A 21,738-nucleotide genomic window follows, 5' to 3' on the forward strand; every position below is an offset into this window, starting at 1 on the left:
AACTGCTTCTCTTAATAATTGAGAGAAGCAGTTTATTTTATTGTTCTAAAGACGCGACAAGTTCTTCAAGCTCACCTAATCTTGTTTCAAAAACATGCATAGCATCTTCTATATATTGCGGTTTTGTCATATCTACTCCAGCTTTTTTCATTACTTCTATTGGATAATCACTGCTACCTGACTTCAAATAAGTCAAATAGTTATCCAACGCAAGCGGCTCATTGGCTAAAATTTTATTGGCTAAAGCTGATGCGGCTGAAAAACCTGTTGCATACTGATAGACATAGTAATTGTAATAAAAATGAGGAATACGTGACCACTCTAAAGAAATTTCAGGATCTTTCATCACTTCAGGACCATAATATTTCTGATTTAACTCTCCATAATAATCGCCCAAATACTCACTAGTTAATGGTGTCCCTTTAGCATCTTCAGTATGAATAAAGTGTTCAAATTCTGCAAATTGTGTTTGACGGAAAATAGTGCCTTTAAAACCATCTAAATAATGATTTAATACATATGCACGAATTCGAGGATCCGTTTCTGTTTCTAATAAATATTCTGTTAAAAGATTTTCGTTAGTTGTTGAAGCAATTTCCGCTAAGAAAATAGAATAATCTCCATAAACATAAGGCTGATTATTACGCGTGAAATAACTATGAACACTATGGCCCATTTCATGAACTAACGTATACAATTGATCTAAACTATCGTGCCAGTTCATTAAGATATAAGGCGCTGTATCATAAGCCCCAGATGAATAGGCTCCACTACGTTTCCCTTGGTTTTCAACAACATCGATCCAACGGTCATTAAATGCCGTTTTCACTACATTTAAATATTCCTCGCCCATTGGATTTAAGGCAGTGATTGCTTTTTCTTTAGCTTCTTCATACGAATATTTGATTGAAGCCTCACCCAAGATCGGCGTGTACATGTCATACATGTGAAGTTCATCTAACTTCAATAAACGTTTACGTAAAGACACATAACGGTGCAGTAATGGTAGGTTTTGATTCACCACATCTATCAATGTATCATAAACACTTTCCGGTATATGGTTATTGCTTAACGCCGCTTCTCTTGCTGAAGAGTAGTTACGAACTTTAGCCTTATAATTGTGAGCCTTCACATGTGAACTCAACGTTTGGGCAAAGGTATTTTTGAATTGGTCATAGACAGTATAAAGACCTTTAAAAGCTTCTTCACGAACACTTCTATCGATATTTTCCATTAACTGCCCATATACGCCGTGTGTTAGCTGAATTTTTTCACCATTCTCATTTTCGATCACTGGAAATTTTAAATCTGCATTATTTAAGATAGAAAAAATATTGCTCGACGCTTCAAAAATTTCACCGGCACCAGCTAATAATGCTTCTTGGTCAGCAGATAAAATATGTGGACGATCACTCAAAATATTTTCAATAAAATGACGATAGATTTCTAACTTCGAATTTTCATCAAAATAGCCCCAAATCTTATCATCACTTAAAGATAATACTTCTGGTTCAAACCACGCAACAGCTTCGCTTGCTTGTGCTAATAAAGAACTGGCTCTGGCATACAAAGCTTGGTAAGTTGTATTGGTAGTGTCTTGATCATTTTTTAAATGAGCATAAACATAAATTACTTCAATTTTACGATAAATACTTAATAGCATCTCAATACTACCTAAAAATGCCTCGCTATCTTTCGCTAACGTTCCCTTAAACTGTTCAACTTCTTTTAATTCATCTGACAGTGCTTGAAAGGCTTCATCAAAAGCTTGATCATCTTTAAAAATCTTGGTCAAGTCCCACGTTTTCTCAATTGGCAGACTCGAACGTTCTGGTAATTGCTTTGCTTCACTCATTACATCGGCTCCTTTTTAAGTTATTCTTACATAGTTTTATCTTATCACATTTTTTAAAGGAGTAGCAGTTATTAGGTACTTATTTTCTATTTTTTTCAACCACTCTTCCACATCTGAAATCCTTTGCTCAGCGTTGCTTGCATTTACTTTCCAACCATTGTCAACTTTAACTAAATGATTACAAGCGATCAAATAAATAAGTATTTGATTTAAGCAATACGTTTGAACAGTTCTAAAAGGAATATTTGGCAACTCATAAAATAATTCAATTGATTGATCCAACTCCGTTTCCAATAATTGAATCAATTCTGAATCCTCAAAAACATTCTGATCAAAAAACTGTACCAAATTCCAAATTCGAACTTTCAATAACATATCAGATCCTCTACAACAGAAAATATGAAGACCTGGATAATAAAACCAATTCGGCAATTGAAGCAGATGAAAGCGATTGTTATATAATTCAGCTTGAAGCATCCTTATCTTCTCATCCCTCGTATATAATTTTCTATTCAACTCAGAATAATACTCCTGCATCAGCTCTCCGATTTTAAATTTTCGTTGGATGTACATTTTAGGTTTCTTAGGAAAATTTAAAATTTTTAGTAAAAAATCACTATAAAAAGACCAGCTTTTTTTTAAAGAGTACATTCTCTTTTTCCAATCTTCTTCGATATGCACATGCAAAGTTAATTCTTCTTTTTCCCAATCCGCTGTCCACAAATAAAAACCTAATCCATCAGAATAATAACACAGGTTTTTAGCTAATTCGTTTAAAGTTTGGCGATTAGAAAATAACTTTTTACCACAGATCCAAATCGGAATATAGTCATGTTTTTGATAGCTTCTGGTTCGCTCAATTAATCGCTGCGTGCTTAAGGGACTGCACTGAATCTCTAATGCAATATTCCCTATCAAAAGATCTGGACGCTGATTCAACTCAGGTAAATATTTTTCTAATTCATATTCAATTCCTTCTTTCTCACACCATTTCGCAAAAGCTTCTTTTAGTGCCAAATGTTCTACCGTCTCACCTTCTGAATACATACTGCAAGTGCTGTTACTATAATGAGAAAAATGCGGTAATTTAACCTTACCATTCTTTATCCGAACAGGATCACTACAGGCTGGACAAAAATAATTTTTGCCTTTTAGTTGCTCGATCTTTTCTCTAGATAAATTCAACAATGTTACAATTTCTTTGTCTTTTGAATATGCATTCAACATATAACTCACCTCATAATTAAGATACGCAGAAAAAATGTTGATTCATCAAAAAAACCGAGACCAAGCATAATCGCTTTGTCTCAGTTTTTAAAGTTTAATCAAAGTAGTATCTTGTTAACTCCAAGGCATTACGTTCCATGATGCATGTTCCGTATTCAGCCAATGTCTCAGATGTCACCGCAGATAAATCTGCAAATTCCAATAACTGAGCTAATTCATTTTCTACATCCGTTTTGCCTAATTCATCCAATAAGAAAATAACTTGGAGATAATATGTTCCTTTAAATGTATATAAATTCGCTATAACAGACTGCAAGAATACTTCATTTGCTAGTTGGACCATTGTATCAAAATCTTTAAGTTCAAACACTAAATTCTTTACTGTGCTATCAGCAAAATCCTGTGTTTCATCAGCAAAATCTTCTTCGATTTGTTTACGAATTATATTACTAACTTCTTCTGAATTAAGATCGTTAAAGCCTTCAAAGTTAGATACTTCATCAATCGATGCATTCTTACTAATAAATAGTTCCAATCCATCACTTTTTGGCAGAACCTGAAAAGTAACAGCTTCACTGCCCTGAAATTCATCTTCCACATCAACTTCTTCTAAAATACTGTAGAAAAAGTTCTCTACTTCTTTGTGATTGCCGAGTAAATCTAAAAAGGTGATTCCTCTATCAGCTAAATCTTCATTGCCGATCAACACACGTATGGTATTTTCATTGATATGTTCCATTTCCATGTCGCTACACCTCACTTTTGCTAATCAGGAAACTTATTCTTACGTACATTGTAGCGGAATCACGCCAAATGTAAAGGGAAAAGTAACAATATTCTTAAATAAACTGCTGTCTTAGTATATTCCTAAAAAGTTGTCTTATATAATTATATGCTCTTTTTTTATAATTATTTTAAAAAAAGAAATAAATAACTTGCTATGTAAAAAATAATAGAAAAAGAAAACCTTTGTCACAAGGACAAAGGTTCTCCTTTTTGCATTTTATAAACCTGCCATCAATTGCGCTTGACGTAATTCCAACTGCCTAACTCCTCTTGGCAAGAAACGTCGAATTTCATCCTCATTAAAACCAACCTGTAATCTTTTTTCATCAATCATTATTGGTCGACGCAACAATCCAGGATTCTCTTTTACTAACTCTAGCAAGTCCTGCAACGGAAGTTCATCCAAATCCATATTAAGTTTTTGGAAAACTTTAGAACGAGTAGAGATAATCTCCTCTGTTCCATCTTCTGTCATTCGCAAAATTGCTTTCAATTCAGAAATATTCAATGGTTCTGAGAAGATATTTCTTTCCTTGAATGGAATCTCGTGTTCTTGCAACCATGCACGAGCCTTACGGCAAGACGTACAACTTGGGGAAGTATAAAGTGTCAACATGTGCATCACTCCTTTTTGTGATTCTCATCACTTTTTTGAAACAGGAAACCGAACTTTTTCCTATTTAATGTAAGTATACCCAATTTCTAATAAAAATACTAGCTCTTTTTCCAAGAAAAAACATAATTTTTCGTTATTTTACGTGTTTTTTTAAAATATTGAAATAAAGTTCGTTTTTTTACCATATAAAATTATAACGTTTTCAAAACTTACAAAACTGATACAGCTTTCATAATCTGCTACAACTGTACTAGTCTAAAAATTCTGACATTTTATTTTTTTTCGGTAATCCTGTTTTTTTTCATTTTTAGCTGTATAATGATAGTAATGACTTTTTTATTAATAGATTAAGGTGGTTACTTTATGGAAACAATTTTTTCTGGTATTCAGCCTAGCGGAATACCAACGATTGGAAATTATATTGGTGCAATGAAACAATTTATTGAATTACAAAATAGTTATAACTGTTATTTTTGTATTGTTGATGAACATGCAATCACAGTTCCACAAGATCCTTTGAAACTTCGTCAACAGACACGCGGTTTAGCAGCTCTGTATCTAGCTGTAGGGCTTGATCCTGAAAAAGCAACGATCTTCATTCAATCTGAGGTTTCGGCTCATGCTGAGGCTGCATGGATTATTCAATGCAATACAACTATCGGTGAATTAGAGCGTATGACTCAATTTAAAGATAAATCACAAAAAAATGGTCGTACAGGGGTGAGCGCTGGTCTTTTAACGTATCCACCTTTAATGGTAGGAGACATTGTTTTGTATAATGCAAACCTTGTTCCTGTGGGAGATGACCAAAAACAACACTTAGAATTAACGCGTGATTTTGTAGAACGATTCAATAAGCGTTATGGTCAAGCAAATCAAGAAATTTTAGTGCTTCCAGAAGTAAAAATCGCTGAACAAGGCGGACGCGTGATGAGCTTACAGGATCCAACTAGTAAAATGAGTAAATCAGATTCAAATGCTAAAGGTTTCATTTCAATGCTAGAAGAGCCAAATATCATCCGTAAAAAAATCAAATCGGCCGTAACTGATTCCACAGGAATCATTGAATACGATCCAGAAAACAAACCAGGTATTTCTAATTTACTAAATATCTTCTCTGCTTCTACAGGTCGTCCAGTAGACGAATTAGTTGAAGCATATGCAGGAAAAGGATATGGCGACTTTAAATCTGATCTAGCTGAAGCAGTCGTTGACTTACTGACTCCAATCCAAGAGCGTTATCATGCATTACTCGCTTCTGATGAATTAGATGACATCCTTGATAAAGGTGCTGAACAAGCTCGCCTAGTTGCTAATAAAACGTTACAGCGAATGAAAAATGCCATTGGTCTAGGAAGAAAACCTCGTAAAAGAACTTAAAAAAGAGCCCGAAACAAAACTAAACATCGGTTTTGTTTCGGGCTCTAAATACGAATAAAAGACGAGAAAAAAGTAACTTCTTCGGAAATAAACACTTTTGTCTCGTCCTCTTTTTTATTAGTCTCTGAATTGTGCATCATGCAATCGACGATAATGTCCACCTTTTGCAAGTAATTCTTCATGTGTTCCTTCTTCTAATATTCCTTTGTCACTGACGACAATGATCCGTGTCGCATGTTTGATCGTTGCCAAGCGATGGGCAATTATTAATGTTGTTCTACCTTCCGCTAAAGAATTCAGCGATTCTTGGATCACTTGTTCTGTCTCAGTATCTAATGCAGACGTTGCTTCATCCAAAATTAAAATCGGCGGATTTTTTAGAAACATACGAGCAATTGCTACCCGTTGTTTTTGCCCACCTGAAAGTTTAACGCCTCGCTCACCGATCATCGTATTTAAACCGTCCGACATTTGATCGACTACTTTTTCTAAATGAGCTAACTTTACAGCATTTTGGATTTCTTCTTCTGTTGCATCAAGTTTACCATAAGCAATATTTTCCCGAATCGTTCCAGGAAATAAAAAAACATCTTGTTGGACAATCCCGATTTGACTTCTCAATGAAGTTAGTGTCATGTCTTGAATATTGATTCCGTCAATGGTAATTTGCCCTTCTGTTACTTCATAAAAGCGCGGTAACAAGTTACATAGTGTTGTTTTTCCTGAACCACTTTGTCCTACAAAAGCGACCGTTTCACCAGGTACGATTTGCAAATTGATATGATTCAATACTTTCGTAGAATCAGCATAAGAAAATGAAACATCATCATAGATAATATCACCATGCAAATGATCCACTGTTATTGCATCAGGCTTATCTTGGATTGCAGGCTTCTTATCGATTTCTTCAGTAAATCTTCTAAATCCAGCGATTCCTTTTGGATAGCTTTCGATCATATTATTGACTTTTTCAATTGGACGAATAAACACATTCGATAATAGAATAAATCCAACAAATTGGCCATCTGTAATTTCGCCTTTAATCGTATAATATGCACCAAAAATCAGTGTAAACAAATTGATTAAACGAATTAAAAAGTAATTGTACGCCGAACTAATTCCCATCACTTTATAGAATGTGATTTTTGATTGGCGGTATGCTTGATTCAACCCTTCAAAGCGTTGACGCTCAAATGGCTCGTTAGCAAAAGACTGTGTCACACGAATTCCACTGACTGAAGCTTCAACTCCCGCATTAAATTCACCAAGGTTATCGTAAATTTTTGTATTGACCTTTGTCATTTTCTTATTGAAAAAAACCAAGGCGATTGTAATAAATGGCAATACAATAAACGTAGCCAAAGCTAGCTGTACATGAATTCGAAGCATTAAGTAAAATGCCCCAACTAAAGTCATTACTGTGATAAATACATCTTCTGGTCCATGATGAGCAACTTCAGAAATTTCAAATAAATCTGTTGTTAAACGGCTCATCAATTTCCCAGTCTTTTGATTGTCGTAATATTCAAACGGTTGCGTCTGTAAATGACCATAAAGTTCACGACGCATATCGGTTTCAATATTTACCCCCAATTTATGACCAAAAAATACCACAATATACTGTAAAAAGGTATTAAGTATATAAAATAAAAGCAAACCGATACAGGCTAAGGCAATCAATCTAAAATTTCCCTTAGGCATGATTTTATCGATAACTTGATTCACAACAACTGGAAATGATAATTCCAGTAAACCAGCTAGAACAGCACAACCAAAATCTAAAATAAATAAGTGCTTATATGGTCTATAATAACTAAAAAATCGTTTTAACATAAACTCCCCTTTCTTATGACACTATGACTATTATACGCAAAGAAAGAAGAGGATGCAAAGTTTGAACGCCCTTAATTTTTCACAAAAAAAGAAAAAAATTGTTGGATCAAAAGCAACTCTTCTACCAAGTTCCTTCAAAAAAAGAGGTTTTCGTTTTATTGACTAATATCCCCAAAATATAATACTGATAAACGGAATTTCATATTGATAATTTGTTATTTTAACTTTATTATAGTTAGGAATATGTTGGTAATTCAAAGTTTTGGTTTATTATTTTAAGGAGTGTTTAAGTGAAAACAGCAAAATTAGTTATTGGTATTATTAGTATTATTTTGTCGTTATTCGTCCTATTTCAATCTTGTGTCGTAGGAATCGTTGCGTTTACAACTCGAAGTTCTCCTGGTAATGGAGTTTTTGTGGCAGCTGGATTCTATATTGCTGGAGGAATCATCGCATTTTTACTTGCAGGTGGATACGTCGATCTCTATATCTGGTCGGTACTATCGATTATTTTTGGTGCAATCTTCGCTATTTGGGATACAAAAAAGGAACTAACGTCACAGTAAAAAATGGGTAGAAGACATTCTTACCAGTTTTTTATACATTTTGAAAAGCGCTAGCAAGTGTTATGTCAATCACTTGAAAATATAAAAACTATTTGTTAAATTAGAGGTATACATGTACATCATAAAAAACACCGATGAGTTGCTTATGTCTTGGGGAAGATAGGCCTGATCGGTGTTTCTGTTTTTTATTATACTAAATGTAGGATTTTTTTTCTACTTCAAAAATTTACTATCGACATTACTTTTTTGAAGAATAAATTTTCAAAATATGTTTTTTTATTCGCTTTATGGTTAAGAAATCACTTTTTTTCTATGTTTTAATTTACTGAGCTTGCTTGAGAATCTCTGCCTCATTATTCCTACCTTGTCAGCTTTCTAATCTAAATTAAAATTTTCTTTCTGTTCTTTTGTGAAAAAGTTCGCTACAATGGAAAAGGATTTTGAAAATTTTTCTGAAAATTATTAAGGGGTGCACTATTTTTAATGAAAACTATTGTTTTTGATGTTGATGATACAATTTACGACCAGCAACAACCTTTTAGAAACGCAATCAAATCAGTCTTTCCTTGTGTGAAAGATGAAGACATGCATGCATTATATATTCGCTTTCGTTTTCATAGCGATGAAACCTTTCCAAAGGTCATGGCGAATGAATGGACTCTTGAGTATATGCGTTTTTTCCGAATCAATGAATCGCTAAAAGATCTAAATTATCCAACTGTTTCACAAGAAGATGGACTTACTTTCCAAAAAACATACGAAGATGAATTGGATAATATCGTGATGCATCCAGAAGTAAAAAAAGTCTTTGATTTCTTAAAAGAGAAAAACATTCCGATGGGAATCATTACAAATGGCCCTACAGATCATCAATTTAAAAAAGTAAAACAGCTTCAATTAGAAAATTGGGTACCAACTGACAACATTATTATTTCTCAAAGTACTGGCTTTCAAAAACCAGAAAGAGAAATTTTTGATTTAGCTGCAAAAGAGTTTGGTATGGACTGCGAACGTACATTGTATGTCGGAGATAGCTTTGAAAATGATATTGCAGGTGCTAAAAATGGTGGCTGGAAATCTTTATGGTTCAATCATCGTTTACGTGAAATGCCTAGTGATGAAGAAGCTTATCATATTAAAGAAGTTACCTCATTTGATGATTTATTTCCTACGATTCAATCATTATTTTCATAAAAAAAATGCAACGTATGCTTAGTTTTTTCTCTAAGTCTACGCTGCATTTTTCCTTATTCACCAATACTCAAGATCATTCGAATATCATCTTCAGTCATTTTCGCTAACTGCTCTTCGTTTCCTTGGATCACTTTTTGGAACAGTTCACGTTTCTCCTGCTGTAAGGAGTCCATTTTTTCTTCAACGGTACCTTCTGCAATCATTCGCCACACTTCTACAACATTTTTTTGGCCGATTCGGTGTGCGCGTCCGGCTGCTTGCTCTTCCACTGCTGGATTCCACCATAAATCGTAAAGAATCACAGTATCAGCACCTGTTAAGTTTAAACCTGTTCCACCAGCTTTCAATGAAATCAAGAAGACATCCTTTTCACCCGCATTAAACGCATCTGCCATTTCCATCCGTTCCTTAGGTTTCGTACTTCCTCTTAAATAGAACGTCGATAAGTCTAATTCATGTAACTCTTTTTCGATGATTGACAACATACTTGTAAATTGAGAAAAAAGCAACACACGTCGATTGTTTTCTTTAGCAGCTACTAGCAAGTCTTTGACCTGCTCTAATTTCCCAGAACCACCAGTGTAATCATCAATGAACAAGCTAGGATCACAACAAATTTGGCGTAAACGAGTCAATCCTGCTAAAATACTCAAGCGATTCTTCTTAAAGGAATCCTGATCCATTTGGCTGACATCTTCTTGCATTTGTTTTAGATACGCTAAGTAAACTGTTTTTTGTTCTTCTGTAAGAACACTGTACAAATTACTTTCGATCTTATCAGGCAAGTCTGCCAATACTGTTTTCTTATCTCGTCGTAAAATAAACGGCTGGATCATTTTAGCAATTTCTTCTGGCTTCATTGATCTAAATAGAGTTTTCGATGGGAATAAGCCAGGTATGATCATTTGGAAAATCGACCACAGCTCATCTAAATTATTTTCGATTGGTGTTCCACTTAAGGCAAACCGTTGTGGGACTGTCAAACTTTTTAAGGCTTGAGCTGTTTTGGTTCCACTATTCTTCACCATTTGGGCTTCATCTAAAATCAAATAACCTAAATTCAGTCCTTGATACATATCAATATCTTGTCTAAGACTAGCATATGAGGTGATCAATACATCAAGATTTTCTTGATTTGCCAACTTTTCACGTTCTGATTTATTTCCAGCAACAACTTCTGCTTGCAGATCTGGAGCAAACTTCTTTAGTTCCGCTGCCCAGTTATAAATCAGACTGGCAGGTGCCACGATCAACGCTGCTCCTGTTTGCTTTTGTTCTTCTTTTTCAGATAATAAATAGGTGATCGTTTGAAGTGTTTTCCCAAGACCCATTTCATCTGCTAAAATACCGCCAAATTGATAATAGCTAAGCATTTTTAGCCATTTAAAGCCGTCGATTTGATAGCTTCTAAGTGTTGCTTGGATTTTTTCAGGTAACACAGCTTCAAAGTTTTCTGGATGAGTTAGATTTGAAACCATTTCTTTAAAAGAGTCTGAAAAATGTGCTCTAGTATTGTTTTCAAGCATACTTTCGATCATTAAACCTTGATTTCTGGGTACTTGAATCGTTCCCTGAACATTCTTCATATTCTTTCTCAACATCGTCAAAACTTCACTTGTCTGCTGAAATTCTTCTGAATCTAACGATAGAACTTCTCCCGTCTCCAAAGTATAAAAACGATCATTTCGTAATAAACTTGCTAAAACCGCATCGATTTCCTGTTCTGCAATTCCAGTGATATCAAAACGCACATCCAACCAAGAATCAGAGTCAGAAACTTCGATCAGCGGTTGATGATGAGCCGCATCTAAATATAATTCCCGCAATTTTTTCCCCATACGAACTTCACCTAAACGACGGAAAGTCGGCACTTCTGCTTTAAAGAAATAATACAAACGTTCACCCGCCGGCAAAGATTTCTCATAACCATCGGTAACTTTTTGGTAACCGAAAGCTGCTAATTGTTCTAAAATTTCTTGTTCTTTTTTACCGTCACGCACAACTTCCTGATTCGCTCCTGAGGCAACTGAATGTTCATCATCCGTTGAAAAAACAACTTCTCCATAAGTAAAATCGACCCTAACCTTGATCATTCCTTTGATTTTGCGAAAAATAAAGATTGTTTCTAAGGGATGATAAACCACTTCTTGTGTAACTTCTTCACTGACTGTCACTGTACCTATTTTTTTCAGTAAGGGAATAACACTACCAAATAAATCAGACAACTCTGGTTTTTCATACATGATCTCAGGTTTTTCGACCCGTTTTAGTAATTGTAATAACGTCGTGTAGATTGCTTCTTGTTCTTGTGTAAAAATATAGACCTGATCTTGACTGAAACCCCATTGATAATGTGATAAAAATGTTGTTATCTGGTCATCAATCGCCAATTTATACGAACCATCTAGTTGTTTGCTTATATCAAAAAAGATCGGTAACGTTCCGTTCACAAACGAAAGGTGTCGATATTTTTTCCCCTCATCGTTCAATTGAAAATGAGGAATCAGGCTCATTTTTTCAAGTAGTTTTTGTCCTTGGTCGATCGGTAGCACAAGGTACCGCTTATCGATTTTCCCTTTGACTTGAATCCCATTAGCACCAAGTAATTGACTGGTTTGATAAATGGCAGAAAGTTGCTCTAGCAACTCTTGGTTTTCAATTGAAAAAGCTTCTTTCACTAAATCAAAATGATGCTGTTTATTGATTAAAAAACTACCTTCCTTTTGAAAGGTCTGGAAAAACTCACCAATATTTTTGATAATATAGGTTTTAGGTTTCACCCCTTGATTTCCAAGACGCAATGAAACACCTAAAACAGCTAATTCCGGATAATAACTATTCGTCTCAATAACATCGACGATATATTCAACAGTCAGCGGCGTAATTTTACTTTTTTCTTCAACTTGATTTAGCTTGGCAAACCCTTTGGTAAACATTTCTGAAATAGACACAGATCGTTTTTCAAAGGTAACAGGTTGGTCTGCTTTAATGATTCGTGACGTTCCTTTTTGACGTAAATATAACTCAACAGCCACCGTATGCTTACAATAACCGTGATCTTTCCAATATGGACATTCACAAATATCATTTTCTTTAGCCGTTCCATCTAATTGCACACGATACAGTTCATTCCCCAGAACTTCTGCGTGCCAAACTTTTCTCTCAGCGTCCTGTACGACTGACAAAACTCTGCCTTCTTTCATATAATCCCTGCCGCGTTCAACGATTCGTTCTGGAATACTCCACTTCATACTCTCACCTCCTAGACTGTTTAAGCCGTTTGATAGGTCACTTGACTTTGACCATTTCCATTTGTTTTGATTTGTAATTGCTGTGGAATCCTTGCTTTTAATTCACTTACATGGCTGATAATACCGATCATTCTTCCTTCATTTTCGATTGTTTCTAACGCCTCCATTGCCATTTCTAGGGCTTCTTCATCTAAAGAACCAAATCCTTCATCAATGAATAAAGCTTCAATTAAAACACCACCGGCCTGTTCTTGAATCACTTCAGCTAAAGACAAGGCTAAAGCTAGTGCCGCAATAAAACTTTCACCGCCAGATAATGTATGAGCACTACGTGTGCTTCCTGCATTATCATCATACACATTGATTTCAAGACCCGTTTGATTTTTATAACTCCCTGAATCTTGGTTTAATTCAAATTGATAACGATTATTCGTCAATAAACTTAAACGTTGATTGGCTACTTTTAAAACTTCTTCCAAATACGTTTGTAGGACATACCTTTCCAAACTAGTTTTTCTTGGATTATCGCCATTGACGGTTGCTGCCAATTGGTGTAAAGCTGTTACTTCTTCCCACTGCTGTTCAACTGAAACAATCAATTCTTTGACTTGTTTTTGAATCTTTTCATTGGCTTGAATTTTTTCCTGCTGTTGATAATAATTTGCTTCTTTTGCTTGAAGTGAAACGGTCAATGTTTCAATTTCCTCAAGCAAGCTTGTTATTTCAGGCTTTTCCTTATTTTCAAGCTTTTGTTCTAATTCCGTTAATTGGAACGTCAATTGATCTTTTTTCTTATCAAAAGCAGTCAATTCTTCTTTGATTGCTTCTAATTTAGGGACTTCTCTTAATAAAACACGAACTATTTTTTCGTCTAGTTCAAACCTTGATTCTTTTAAGACTGCAGAAAATTGTTTTTCCAACGATACTTTTTCAGCTAAATTTGCAGCCTGTTCTTTTGCAAGATGTTCTTCACTATTTTTTAACAACAATCGATTTTCTTTTAGTTTTCCTAATTGTTCGTCTATTTCTTGTTTTTGTGTTTCCCATTGCATTATTTGTTGTTCTAGTTGTTGTTTATCATTTTTTATTTCGATTAAAGTAAGGTTTTCAGCGCTCAATTGTTCTGAAATTATTTTTAATTTTGTTTGATTCGCTGCTTGTTCTTGCTGTTTTTCAGTGACGATTTTTTCTTTTTCAGACACTTTATCCTGTTGCTCTTTCACTGTTTTTTCTGATTCAATGATTTTATTTTTAGCCGTTTCGATTCGTTCTAACTCATCTTCAAGTTTAACCGATAAAGCCTGAAAATTGCTTGTAGTTTGTTCGATCCCGTCTAAGGTCAAAGGTTCAGTTAGAGTGACGATTTGTTTTTCTTGTAATTGTTCAAGAAGTGATTGCACTTTGCTATTTTGCAAGTCTAACTCTTTTTGTAATTCTTGTTCAGTAATCTTCGTTTGGCTTACTTGGGCTTGTAGTTTTGCAACCGTTGCTTCTTGTTTTTGTGCCGTTTGCTCGATATGATTGAGCTGATTTTCTATAGCTTGAATTTCCTCTAATGAAAACTCTTGATGTTCATTTTGATTTGGATGCTCCACTGAACCGCAAACTGGACAAGGTTCACCTTCCACTAAAAACAAGCTTAAACGGCTGATCTGCATTTTTGCCCATTGGCTTTTTTGTTCTGCAACTTGTTGGTAAATCGTCTCTTTCTCAACCACTGCTTGCTTGAGTTCTGTATTCTTATTATTCAGCTGTTCCTTGATCGCGATTTTTTTCACTTCAAGTTGCTTCTGATTTTCCCAACTTTCTAAAAAAATCTGCCATTGTGCTTGATGACGTTCTAATTCCAACTGTTCTTTTTCAATTTGAACCTGCTTTTCTATGACAGCGAGTTCTTTTTGATACTCTTGTTCAGCTTTGATTTGTATTTCTTTTATTTTAGTCAACTTGCCCATTATTGTTTCTAGTTCTATAGAATTTTTTTTGATTGTGTTTGATACTTTTTCTTTCTCTTCATATAACGGAATTTGGAATTGTAACTGTGTGACTTTTTCTTTGATTTTATTTATTTCAGCTTCTTGATCTAAATTTTCTTTTTGCGCATTTTCCCATCGTTGGATCAGTTGCTGCTGTGTTACCTGTTCTATTTTATTTTCTTTCAGCTCTTGTTCGTAGGTTGAAATCAGTTTGGTTTTTTCATCGATTTTCTCAATCAGTCCTTGATGATTTTTTACCCATTGAAGTTGTTGTTCTTCTGTTCTTAATTTCTCAATCATCTCAGTCGCTTGATCTAATTCTTCTTTTTGACTTTTAAGCTGACTTTGTTTTAGAAATTCATTGGCTAGTTCTTCTAAAGCGAATTTTTCTTGCTCTTTGCTCTGCTTTTGTTTCTGTAAAATCATTAATTCCGATTTTTCTGCAGCTTGTTGCTTGATCATCAATTCTTGCTGTTGATCTAATGCGGCTAATTGCTGCTCTACGGACAATTCTTCTAGTAATTGTTCTTGCCAATAAAGTTGATCCAATTTTGCTTGAATCATTTGTTGCGTCGCTTCAATTCCCTTATTGACTGACTTCAATTGTGTTTTTAACTGCTCGTTTAACGTCTGATACAACTGCGTACCAAATAAATTTCGTAGCACTTTTTCTTTATCGTTACTATTTGCAATCAAAAAGGTTCTAAATTCTCCTTGCGGCAAAAGAACGATCTGAGCAAATTGCGTAGCATCCAAATGCAGCAGTTCTTGAATAAAGCTATCAACTTCTCGGCGTTTCGTATATTCTCTTAGCTCTTTTCCAGAAGAATCTTTGACGATCAACGAGATCTTAGCACTTTGAGTACGAGTCCCATCTCCGCGTTTTTTATAAAGTTCTTGTTCTGGTTTTCTAGTAATATCATAAAAATAGTCCCCATGAGAAAAAGCCAAATGAACCTCTGTTGGCTCCGATGGATCAGCAAAAGTCGAACGCATTTCTTTGCCTTGTCGTAACTTTCCGGAGCTTTCACCAAATAAAGCATAGCTCATCCCATCAAAAATCGTGGTCTTCCCTGAACCCGTCTTACCACTGATCAAAAATAGTGACGAGTCTTCAAACTTATTAAAGTCAATCGTTTCAGCAATATAAGGTCCAAAGTTTTTTAATGTTAGTGTTAATGGTTTCAACTTATTTCCCTCTTTCTGCTTGATGAAGCGCTGATAAATTGTCATTGATCCAAACCTGTTGTTGAGGGGTCATCTCTTCTCCCGTTACTTCTGAAAAAAATTGATCTACTAATTCAGTAGGTGCTAAGGTTTTGATTTCTTTTTTTGTTTCATTATTTTTCTGTTGTTCTTCTCTTCCAAATAAACGTTCGACACCGATCACTCTTGGATAAATTTGTCGTAGCTGATTCATCATGTTAGGAATTACAGCACGATCTGTCAATTGAATATGTAAATAATTTTCACGATCGATCGACTCATAAAACGCTTGTGCAGTCAGATCTTTAAAACTGCCTTCGATTTGTACGACGTCCCTTAGCGGTGTGATTTCTTTAAATTCAAATCTTGTTTCATCAACCTCAGTATCAACGATCCAAACCCCTTTTTTCTGGTTCATTTCAGATAGTGAAAATTTTAATGGTGACCCACTATATCGTGCATTTTCGGCCTGCAACGCATTTTTCCCGTGTAAGTGACCTAACGCGACATAGTCGAAAGACTCCAGTAACGATAACGGTACTGTATCCAAGCCGCCGACCATCAATTTTGTTTCCGAATCAGACTTTTCACTGCCAGCTACAAAAAAATGACTGACTAAAACATGTGCCATATCAGGTTTGAATTTTTTCTCCATCGCTGTAACGACTTCTTTCATTCCATGTTCAATTGTCCGGATTTCTTCATTATCAAAATATAGCCGAGCAGAAATCGGTTCAAAATAAGGCAATAGAAAAAATTGTGTGTTCCCCATTTCCACAGGTTCAAACGCCTGATCCAAACGAGTATTCAAATGAAAATCTGACTGGACAAACCACGGCCCTCCCGTTTCTAAACGGGTACTGCTGTCATGATTTCCCGAAATTGCCAACACTGGAAATTTTTCTTGTAAATTCATTTCTACGATCATTCGATTGAAGACTTCGATTGCTTCAACGGAAGGAACTGAGCGATCATATAGATCACCTGCAACGACTATTGCATCCACTTTTTCTTCTTTAGCGATCTTTAGAATCTGTTGGAATGCATCTGCCTGCTCTTCTAATAAATCGTAGCCATGTAATTTCTTGCCAATATGCCAATCTGCTGTATGTAAAAAACGCATTTTCCCACCACCTAAAAAAGTCCTTCTTACTATTATACCAAATTTACGGAGAAATATATGGTTCAAACGTATAGAATTTTTTAAACTAAAAAAAAAGCTTGAAATATAACTCTTAGAGTCATTCCCAAGCTCGAAAGGATCAAAACACAAATTTCGCTGTTATTCCTTCACTTCATATTTAAAATTAGGATCAATTTCTTGATCTAAACTGTCAAAAGTTGCCTGCATTCTTCGTTCAACCTCAGCAATGCCCTCTTTATCCATTTTTGGAATGTCACTAACATCGATTGGTTCACCAAAACGAACAGTCACACGACGACGTTTAAATAAATCTTTCAACGTCAAAGGCCCTTGATACACAGCTGGAACGATTTTAACTTTGGCCATTTTTGCAATCAGTGCTACGCCGCCTTTTAACTCAGAAGAATGACGCGTTCCACTTGGAAACATCACCAAGCTTAAATCAGTATTCTTTAATGTTTTCACGGGTGTTTTGATTGCACTTGGACCAGGTTTTTCCCGATCTACAGGAAAGGCATTTGCATGCTTTAAAATAAAACTTAGAAAAGGATTCTTAAATAGTTCTTTTTTTGCCATAAAACTAAACTTTTTCGGTGATCCACCCACAGCTAAATACAACGGCTCCCACCAAGTTCTATGAGGTGCAACTAAAATATAATTTTCATTTTGAGGAATACGGTCTTTCTTTTCATAGTGCGCATTGCCGTTGATAATAAATAAAACAACCCGGACAACGCCACGCATAAATGTAAAAAACATGTTTTTCTTCCTTTCTTTTCACTAGCTATAAGTATGCCGAAAATTGATGCTTTTGACAAGTCTTTTTCACAGGTTTCTTCTAATCTTAATTGTAGTATAATATAAGGATATCATCTGTTCCATCAAAGAGCTTTACGATATAATTCAAAAAAACTGGGGGTTAAACTGATGATTGACTATAAATCACTGAATCAAAAAGAAAATGAAGCCAAACTGATCAAACTACTTTCTGAAAATCAGGAAGAAGAAAAAAGTATTCCCGCTGAAACAAATCAACCTTTTTCTCTCGCTTTATATGACAAGGATCTTTATATCGGTGGTATCACAGCGAATAAATGGATGAATGCGACCCATATTTCTTTGTTAGCAATCAATAAAAATTATCGCGGCAAAGGCTACGGCGCACAGCTACTCAAAAAAGCGGAGGCATTTGCTGTCGAATCAGGTTCTAGCCTTATAACAATCAATACCCAAGACTATCAAGCAAAAACATTCTATGAAAATTACGGCTACCAAGTGTTTGGGCAGCTTGCTGACACACCTTTTATTGGTACTACTAAATATTATTTAGTTAAACGAATTTAAAACGAAAAAAGATAAAGGAATGAGTTAAACATGTTACTACCAGGTGAGAGAATCGATCAGTTATTTGCTGATGATATCCAAATCATTCAAAGCAAAGAAGTTTTTTCTTTTTCAATAGATGCTGTTTTACTAGCAAATTTCCCTGTATTCCCTAAAAACGGTACGATCGTTGATCTTTGTGCTGGAAACGGAGCAATTGGTTTATTTGCCAGTCGTAAAACAAAAGCTAAAATAACACAAATCGAGTTACAAGAGCGTCTAGCTGATATGGGAAAAAGAAGTATTCAACTCAATCAGTTAGAAGAACAGATGACAATGCTAGAATTGGATTTAAAAAAAGCGACAACCGTTGTCAAACCAGACTCAGTCGATTTAGTTCTATGTAATCCTCCCTATTTCAAAGAACTACCCACAAGTCAAAAAAATCCGAATCCTCACCTAGCGATTGCCCGTCACGAGATCCATACAACACTGACAGAAGTAATCGAGGTATCGGCAAAACTTTTAAAAACAAATGGTCGTCTAGCAATGGTTCATCGTCCCGACCGTTTTTTAGATATACTGCATGCAATGGAATCAGCAAATATTGCCCCTAAACGAGTTCGATTTGTTTATCCTAAAGTTGGAAAAGAAGCAAACACCTTATTGATCGAGGGAATCAAACAAGGAAAAAAAGACGGTTTTCGCGTTTTACCACCATTATTCACGTATGACGAACAAAATAACTACTTACCAGAAATGAAGGCGATGCTATATGGAGACTGATCACTATTTTTATGTACTTCATTGTAAAGATGATACATTTTATGGCGGTTATACAACAGATCCTGAGCGCCGTTTAAAAGAGCATAACAGCGGTACCGGAGCAAAATATACACGACTGCCCTCACGACTGCCAGCGAAAATGATTCATATTGAAAAATTCAGGAGCCGCAGCGACGCTACTAAAGCAGAATATGCATTTAAAAAACTAACAAGAAAACATAAAATTGCTTATTTAAAAGAGAAAGGAGCAACTGAATGCAACTGATCATCCGACCTTTTCTTTCTACTGATGCACCACAAATCGCTCACCTTTTGAAAAGAAACTTTTTAGAAATAAACAGCAAAGATTATCCAATTGAACAAATGAAACAGTTAGCTGCAGAATACACTTCTGAAAAAATTATTGAACAAGCAGCCTACGCTCATACCTATGTAGCAGAATCAGCTGGCGAGGTAATTGGTACAGGAACCATTTGCCCATTTTGGGATAGCCAAACAGAGAGCATTATTTTGAGCTTATTTGTGCAACCGGAATTTCATGGACAAGGAATCGGTTCGGCTATCATGAACCATATCGAACATGATGCGTTCTATCTCCGAGCAAAACGAATCGAGATTCCTGCTTCTAGAACAGCGAAAAAATTTTATTTACGTCTAGGCTATCAAATAAAGAATAATGAACAGACTGAAGATGAAAATGGATATTTACGTATGGAGAAAAGGGTATAAAAAATCCTCAGCCGTTATTTCGACTGAGGATTTTATTTTCATTGTCTACTTAAGTTCTTGTTTGACCTTATACAGTAAAAATAATAGAAAGACAATATTAACAATTAAAAATGGTGCCATAAAATCTTGTAATAGCAAGCTTACCACGATCCATGCTACAAAATATAAAACACTTTTGCTAATAAAAGGAAGATAATTATGTTTATTTTTTGTATAAATGATCATATTAACAATCGTTCCACCTAAGAAAAATATCAAACTAGCAGCCAAACATAGCGTAAAGAAAAGCGGGTTGATTCCACCTTCTACATAGTTTTCATACAAAACGATCGATATCCCAAGTCCAACGAAAATAAAATAATGAGCATGAATCAAAACCAAACCCGCCGTTGCCTTTTGCCGATCGATCCCTGATTTGTATACTGCGTTGTAAAATAAAAACATCACCACAACTAATAGAAAGAATAAAACGCTACCAATACTTATTTCGTTAAAAATAATCGTATTCGCAACTGCAATCACGGCTTCACCAAATAATAATAGCGTAAATAGATTATAACGTTCCGTTAAATGTCCAAAATTCGTGGGAAAGTCTTCCAACGCTTTTTTCATAACAATCGGGAAAAATGCTGTAATGACAATAGCAAGCGCATACACACTAAACCGAACAGAATAAGCTCCCCACGGTACAATCGTAATAAAACCAATCACTCCACTTGCGCACAAAACAATTGCTAATTGAGAACATAACTTCTTCACAACAGAATCTTCCGTACTTCTCATTTTCAAATAATACTGTAATGCAATACTGAAAAACAAAATAGAGGTTGCTCCTGCGAAAGTAAAATGTGTCTTCTCAAAGTCAACATTGATCGATTGAGCTAAAATAATCACCCAGAACATATCAAAAAATAAAAATAATGCACTTGTCTTGTTCTTAATCGAGAAGCGATTAGCAAAGACCGTTTGATACGTCCAAATCGTCCAAAAAACAAGTGTCAACATTAGAAATTCGCCAAGACTTTTGAAAGATAAGACTTGATCTGCACCAACAAATAAAATCGATGCAATACGACTGATCGCATAGGCAAAAATCAAATCATAAAACAGTTCGAATTCGGAAACCTCTTTTTTTAGCACCTGCATTCGATCACTTCCATTCAGATTTAATAGTTATTATTGTTCTTTTTTATTATAGTCTTGATCATCCATTTAATACAAAAATAGTGACCCCTATTGCTATTATTTGTCACAAAATAAAAAAGAGAAGCAAAACTAAGAATAGTTTTGCTTCTCTTTCAATCATTCAATTATCTCTGCTCCTAAGGTTTGCTTAAAATGATTTAACGCCCATTCATGTCCGACTGGATCAAAGCTAGCAACCGCATTTTTATGAATGACGATTTTATAGCCTAAATTATAAGCATCTACCGCTGTATGCAACACGCAAATATCCGTACAAACACCCACTAAATGAACCTCTGTGATTCCTCTTTCACGAAGGCGAATATCTAAATCCGTCCCACTAAAAGCTGAATAATGACGCTTATCGATCCAATAAACAGTTGCTTTTTCACGGCTTTCTTCGTAAACCTCTGCAAGTTCTCCGTAAAGATTTCGTCCAGTTGTGCCAGCGATATTATGAGGTGGAAACAAGCCATTCTCCGGATGATAAGGATCATTTTGTTCATGACGGTCAATAGCATAAACTACAAAGTCTTCATTTTCAGTAAACATTTTCGTCACCTCAGCCAAAGGTTTTTCAATTGCTTGGCCTGCACTACCAGTAGTTAAAGCACCATCTGTTGCTACAAAGTCATTCGTGTAATCGATCGAAATCAATGCTCTCATTCTAAAACCTCCATT

At 35.2% G+C, this 21,738-nt stretch carries 17 protein-coding genes and 2 pseudogenes; 7 read left to right on the plus strand and 12 right to left on the minus strand.

Features of this window, described 5'->3' with window-relative positions; translation table 11 throughout:
• Positions 1-37: 37 nt before the first annotated feature.
• The 4 genes from pepF to spxA form a co-directional block, all read right to left on the minus strand.
• Complete coding sequence (gene pepF, locus BCR21_RS04150; RefSeq protein ID WP_069645231.1) at positions 38-1,855, minus strand: oligoendopeptidase F; 1,818 nt, start codon at positions 1,853-1,855, stop codon at positions 38-40.
• Between the two features lie 36 nt (positions 1,856-1,891).
• Positions 1,892-3,082, minus strand: coding sequence for a competence protein CoiA (locus tag BCR21_RS04155; RefSeq protein WP_069645232.1), 1,191 nt, complete (start codon positions 3,080-3,082; stop codon positions 1,892-1,894).
• Positions 3,083-3,176: 94 nt separating this feature from the next.
• Positions 3,177-3,827 carry an adaptor protein MecA gene (locus BCR21_RS04160; RefSeq protein WP_069645233.1) on the minus strand — a complete coding sequence of 217 codons (651 nt, stop codon included), beginning with the start codon at positions 3,825-3,827 and terminating at the stop codon, positions 3,177-3,179.
• Between the two features lie 258 nt (positions 3,828-4,085).
• Entirely contained in the window at positions 4,086-4,484 is a 399-nt protein-coding gene (gene spxA / locus BCR21_RS04165; RefSeq protein ID WP_010760718.1) for a transcriptional regulator SpxA, read from the minus strand.
• 363 nt (positions 4,485-4,847) lie between these two features.
• Here spxA and trpS point away from each other — a divergent pair, with 363 nt between their 5' ends.
• A complete protein-coding gene (gene trpS / locus BCR21_RS04170; RefSeq protein WP_069645234.1) occupies positions 4,848-5,864 on the plus strand; it encodes a tryptophan--tRNA ligase in 1,017 nt (338 codons plus the stop codon).
• A gap of 117 nt (positions 5,865-5,981) precedes the next feature.
• Here the strand turns inward: trpS and BCR21_RS04175 are convergent, their stop codons facing one another.
• Positions 5,982-7,697 carry an ABC transporter ATP-binding protein gene (locus BCR21_RS04175; protein ID WP_069645235.1) on the minus strand — a complete coding sequence of 572 codons (1,716 nt, stop codon included), beginning with the start codon at positions 7,695-7,697 and terminating at the stop codon, positions 5,982-5,984.
• 290 nt (positions 7,698-7,987) lie between these two features.
• Between BCR21_RS04175 and BCR21_RS04180 the strand changes: the two genes are divergently transcribed.
• On the plus strand, positions 7,988-8,263 hold the full coding sequence (locus BCR21_RS04180; RefSeq protein WP_069645236.1) for a hypothetical protein: 276 nt from the start codon (positions 7,988-7,990) through the stop codon (positions 8,261-8,263).
• Positions 8,264-8,746: 483 nt separating this feature from the next.
• Positions 8,747-9,457: an HAD family hydrolase gene (locus BCR21_RS04185; RefSeq protein WP_069645237.1), complete on the plus strand. Its 711-nt coding sequence runs from the start codon at positions 8,747-8,749 to the stop codon at positions 9,455-9,457.
• 53 nt (positions 9,458-9,510) lie between these two features.
• Here BCR21_RS04185 and BCR21_RS04190 read toward each other — a convergent pair whose 3' ends face one another.
• The 5 genes and pseudogenes from BCR21_RS04190 to BCR21_RS04205 form a co-directional block, all read right to left on the minus strand.
• The gene (locus tag BCR21_RS04190) at positions 9,511-12,708 is read right to left on the minus strand and encodes a DEAD/DEAH box helicase (RefSeq protein ID WP_069645238.1); all 3,198 of its coding nucleotides are present in this window, start codon (positions 12,706-12,708) and stop codon (positions 9,511-9,513) included.
• A 20-nt stretch (positions 12,709-12,728) separates the two neighbouring features.
• Positions 12,729-13,241: pseudogene (locus BCR21_RS17380) on the minus strand (SbcC/MukB-like Walker B domain-containing protein); the annotation flags it as partial.
• Between the two features lie 2,040 nt (positions 13,242-15,281).
• Positions 15,282-15,917: pseudogene (locus BCR21_RS17385) on the minus strand (AAA family ATPase); the annotation flags it as partial.
• A complete protein-coding gene (locus BCR21_RS04200; protein WP_069645240.1) occupies positions 15,874-17,013 on the minus strand; it encodes an exonuclease SbcCD subunit D in 1,140 nt (379 codons plus the stop codon). The gene BCR21_RS04200 and the pseudogene BCR21_RS17385, both read right to left, overlap by 44 nt.
• Before the next feature lie 159 nt (positions 17,014-17,172).
• Positions 17,173-17,793 (minus strand): lysophospholipid acyltransferase family protein, encoded by a 621-nt coding sequence (locus BCR21_RS04205; protein ID WP_010760710.1) that lies wholly within the window; start codon positions 17,791-17,793, stop codon positions 17,173-17,175.
• Between the two features lie 168 nt (positions 17,794-17,961).
• On the opposite strand from BCR21_RS04205, the gene BCR21_RS04210 reads away from it, so the two are divergent.
• The 4 genes from BCR21_RS04210 to BCR21_RS04225 are packed head-to-tail and all read left to right on the plus strand — an operon-like array spanning position 17,962 to position 19,872.
• Positions 17,962-18,378 (plus strand): GNAT family N-acetyltransferase, encoded by a 417-nt coding sequence (locus BCR21_RS04210; protein WP_069645241.1) that lies wholly within the window; start codon positions 17,962-17,964, stop codon positions 18,376-18,378.
• Positions 18,379-18,408: 30 nt separating this feature from the next.
• The gene (locus BCR21_RS04215; protein ID WP_069645242.1) at positions 18,409-19,143 is read left to right on the plus strand and encodes a tRNA1(Val) (adenine(37)-N6)-methyltransferase; all 735 of its coding nucleotides are present in this window, start codon (positions 18,409-18,411) and stop codon (positions 19,141-19,143) included.
• On the plus strand, positions 19,133-19,408 hold the full coding sequence (locus tag BCR21_RS04220; protein ID WP_069645243.1) for a GIY-YIG nuclease family protein: 276 nt from the start codon (positions 19,133-19,135) through the stop codon (positions 19,406-19,408). Before BCR21_RS04215 ends, BCR21_RS04220 begins: the two co-directional genes overlap by 11 nt.
• Complete coding sequence (locus tag BCR21_RS04225; RefSeq protein ID WP_069645244.1) at positions 19,399-19,872, plus strand: GNAT family N-acetyltransferase; 474 nt, start codon at positions 19,399-19,401, stop codon at positions 19,870-19,872. Before BCR21_RS04220 ends, BCR21_RS04225 begins: the two co-directional genes overlap by 10 nt.
• A gap of 45 nt (positions 19,873-19,917) precedes the next feature.
• Here the strand turns inward: BCR21_RS04225 and BCR21_RS04230 are convergent, their stop codons facing one another.
• Together BCR21_RS04230 and BCR21_RS04235 are read right to left on the minus strand one after the other, a co-directional pair.
• Entirely contained in the window at positions 19,918-21,018 is a 1,101-nt protein-coding gene (locus BCR21_RS04230; protein WP_069645245.1) for a low temperature requirement protein A, read from the minus strand.
• 156 nt (positions 21,019-21,174) lie between these two features.
• Positions 21,175-21,723: a cysteine hydrolase family protein gene (locus BCR21_RS04235; protein WP_069645246.1), complete on the minus strand. Its 549-nt coding sequence runs from the start codon at positions 21,721-21,723 to the stop codon at positions 21,175-21,177.
• Positions 21,724-21,738 lie beyond the last annotated feature (15 nt).

It is taken from the genome of Enterococcus ureasiticus, from assembly GCF_001730285.1.
GTDB lineage: Bacteria > Bacillota > Bacilli > Lactobacillales > Enterococcaceae > Enterococcus_L > Enterococcus_L ureasiticus.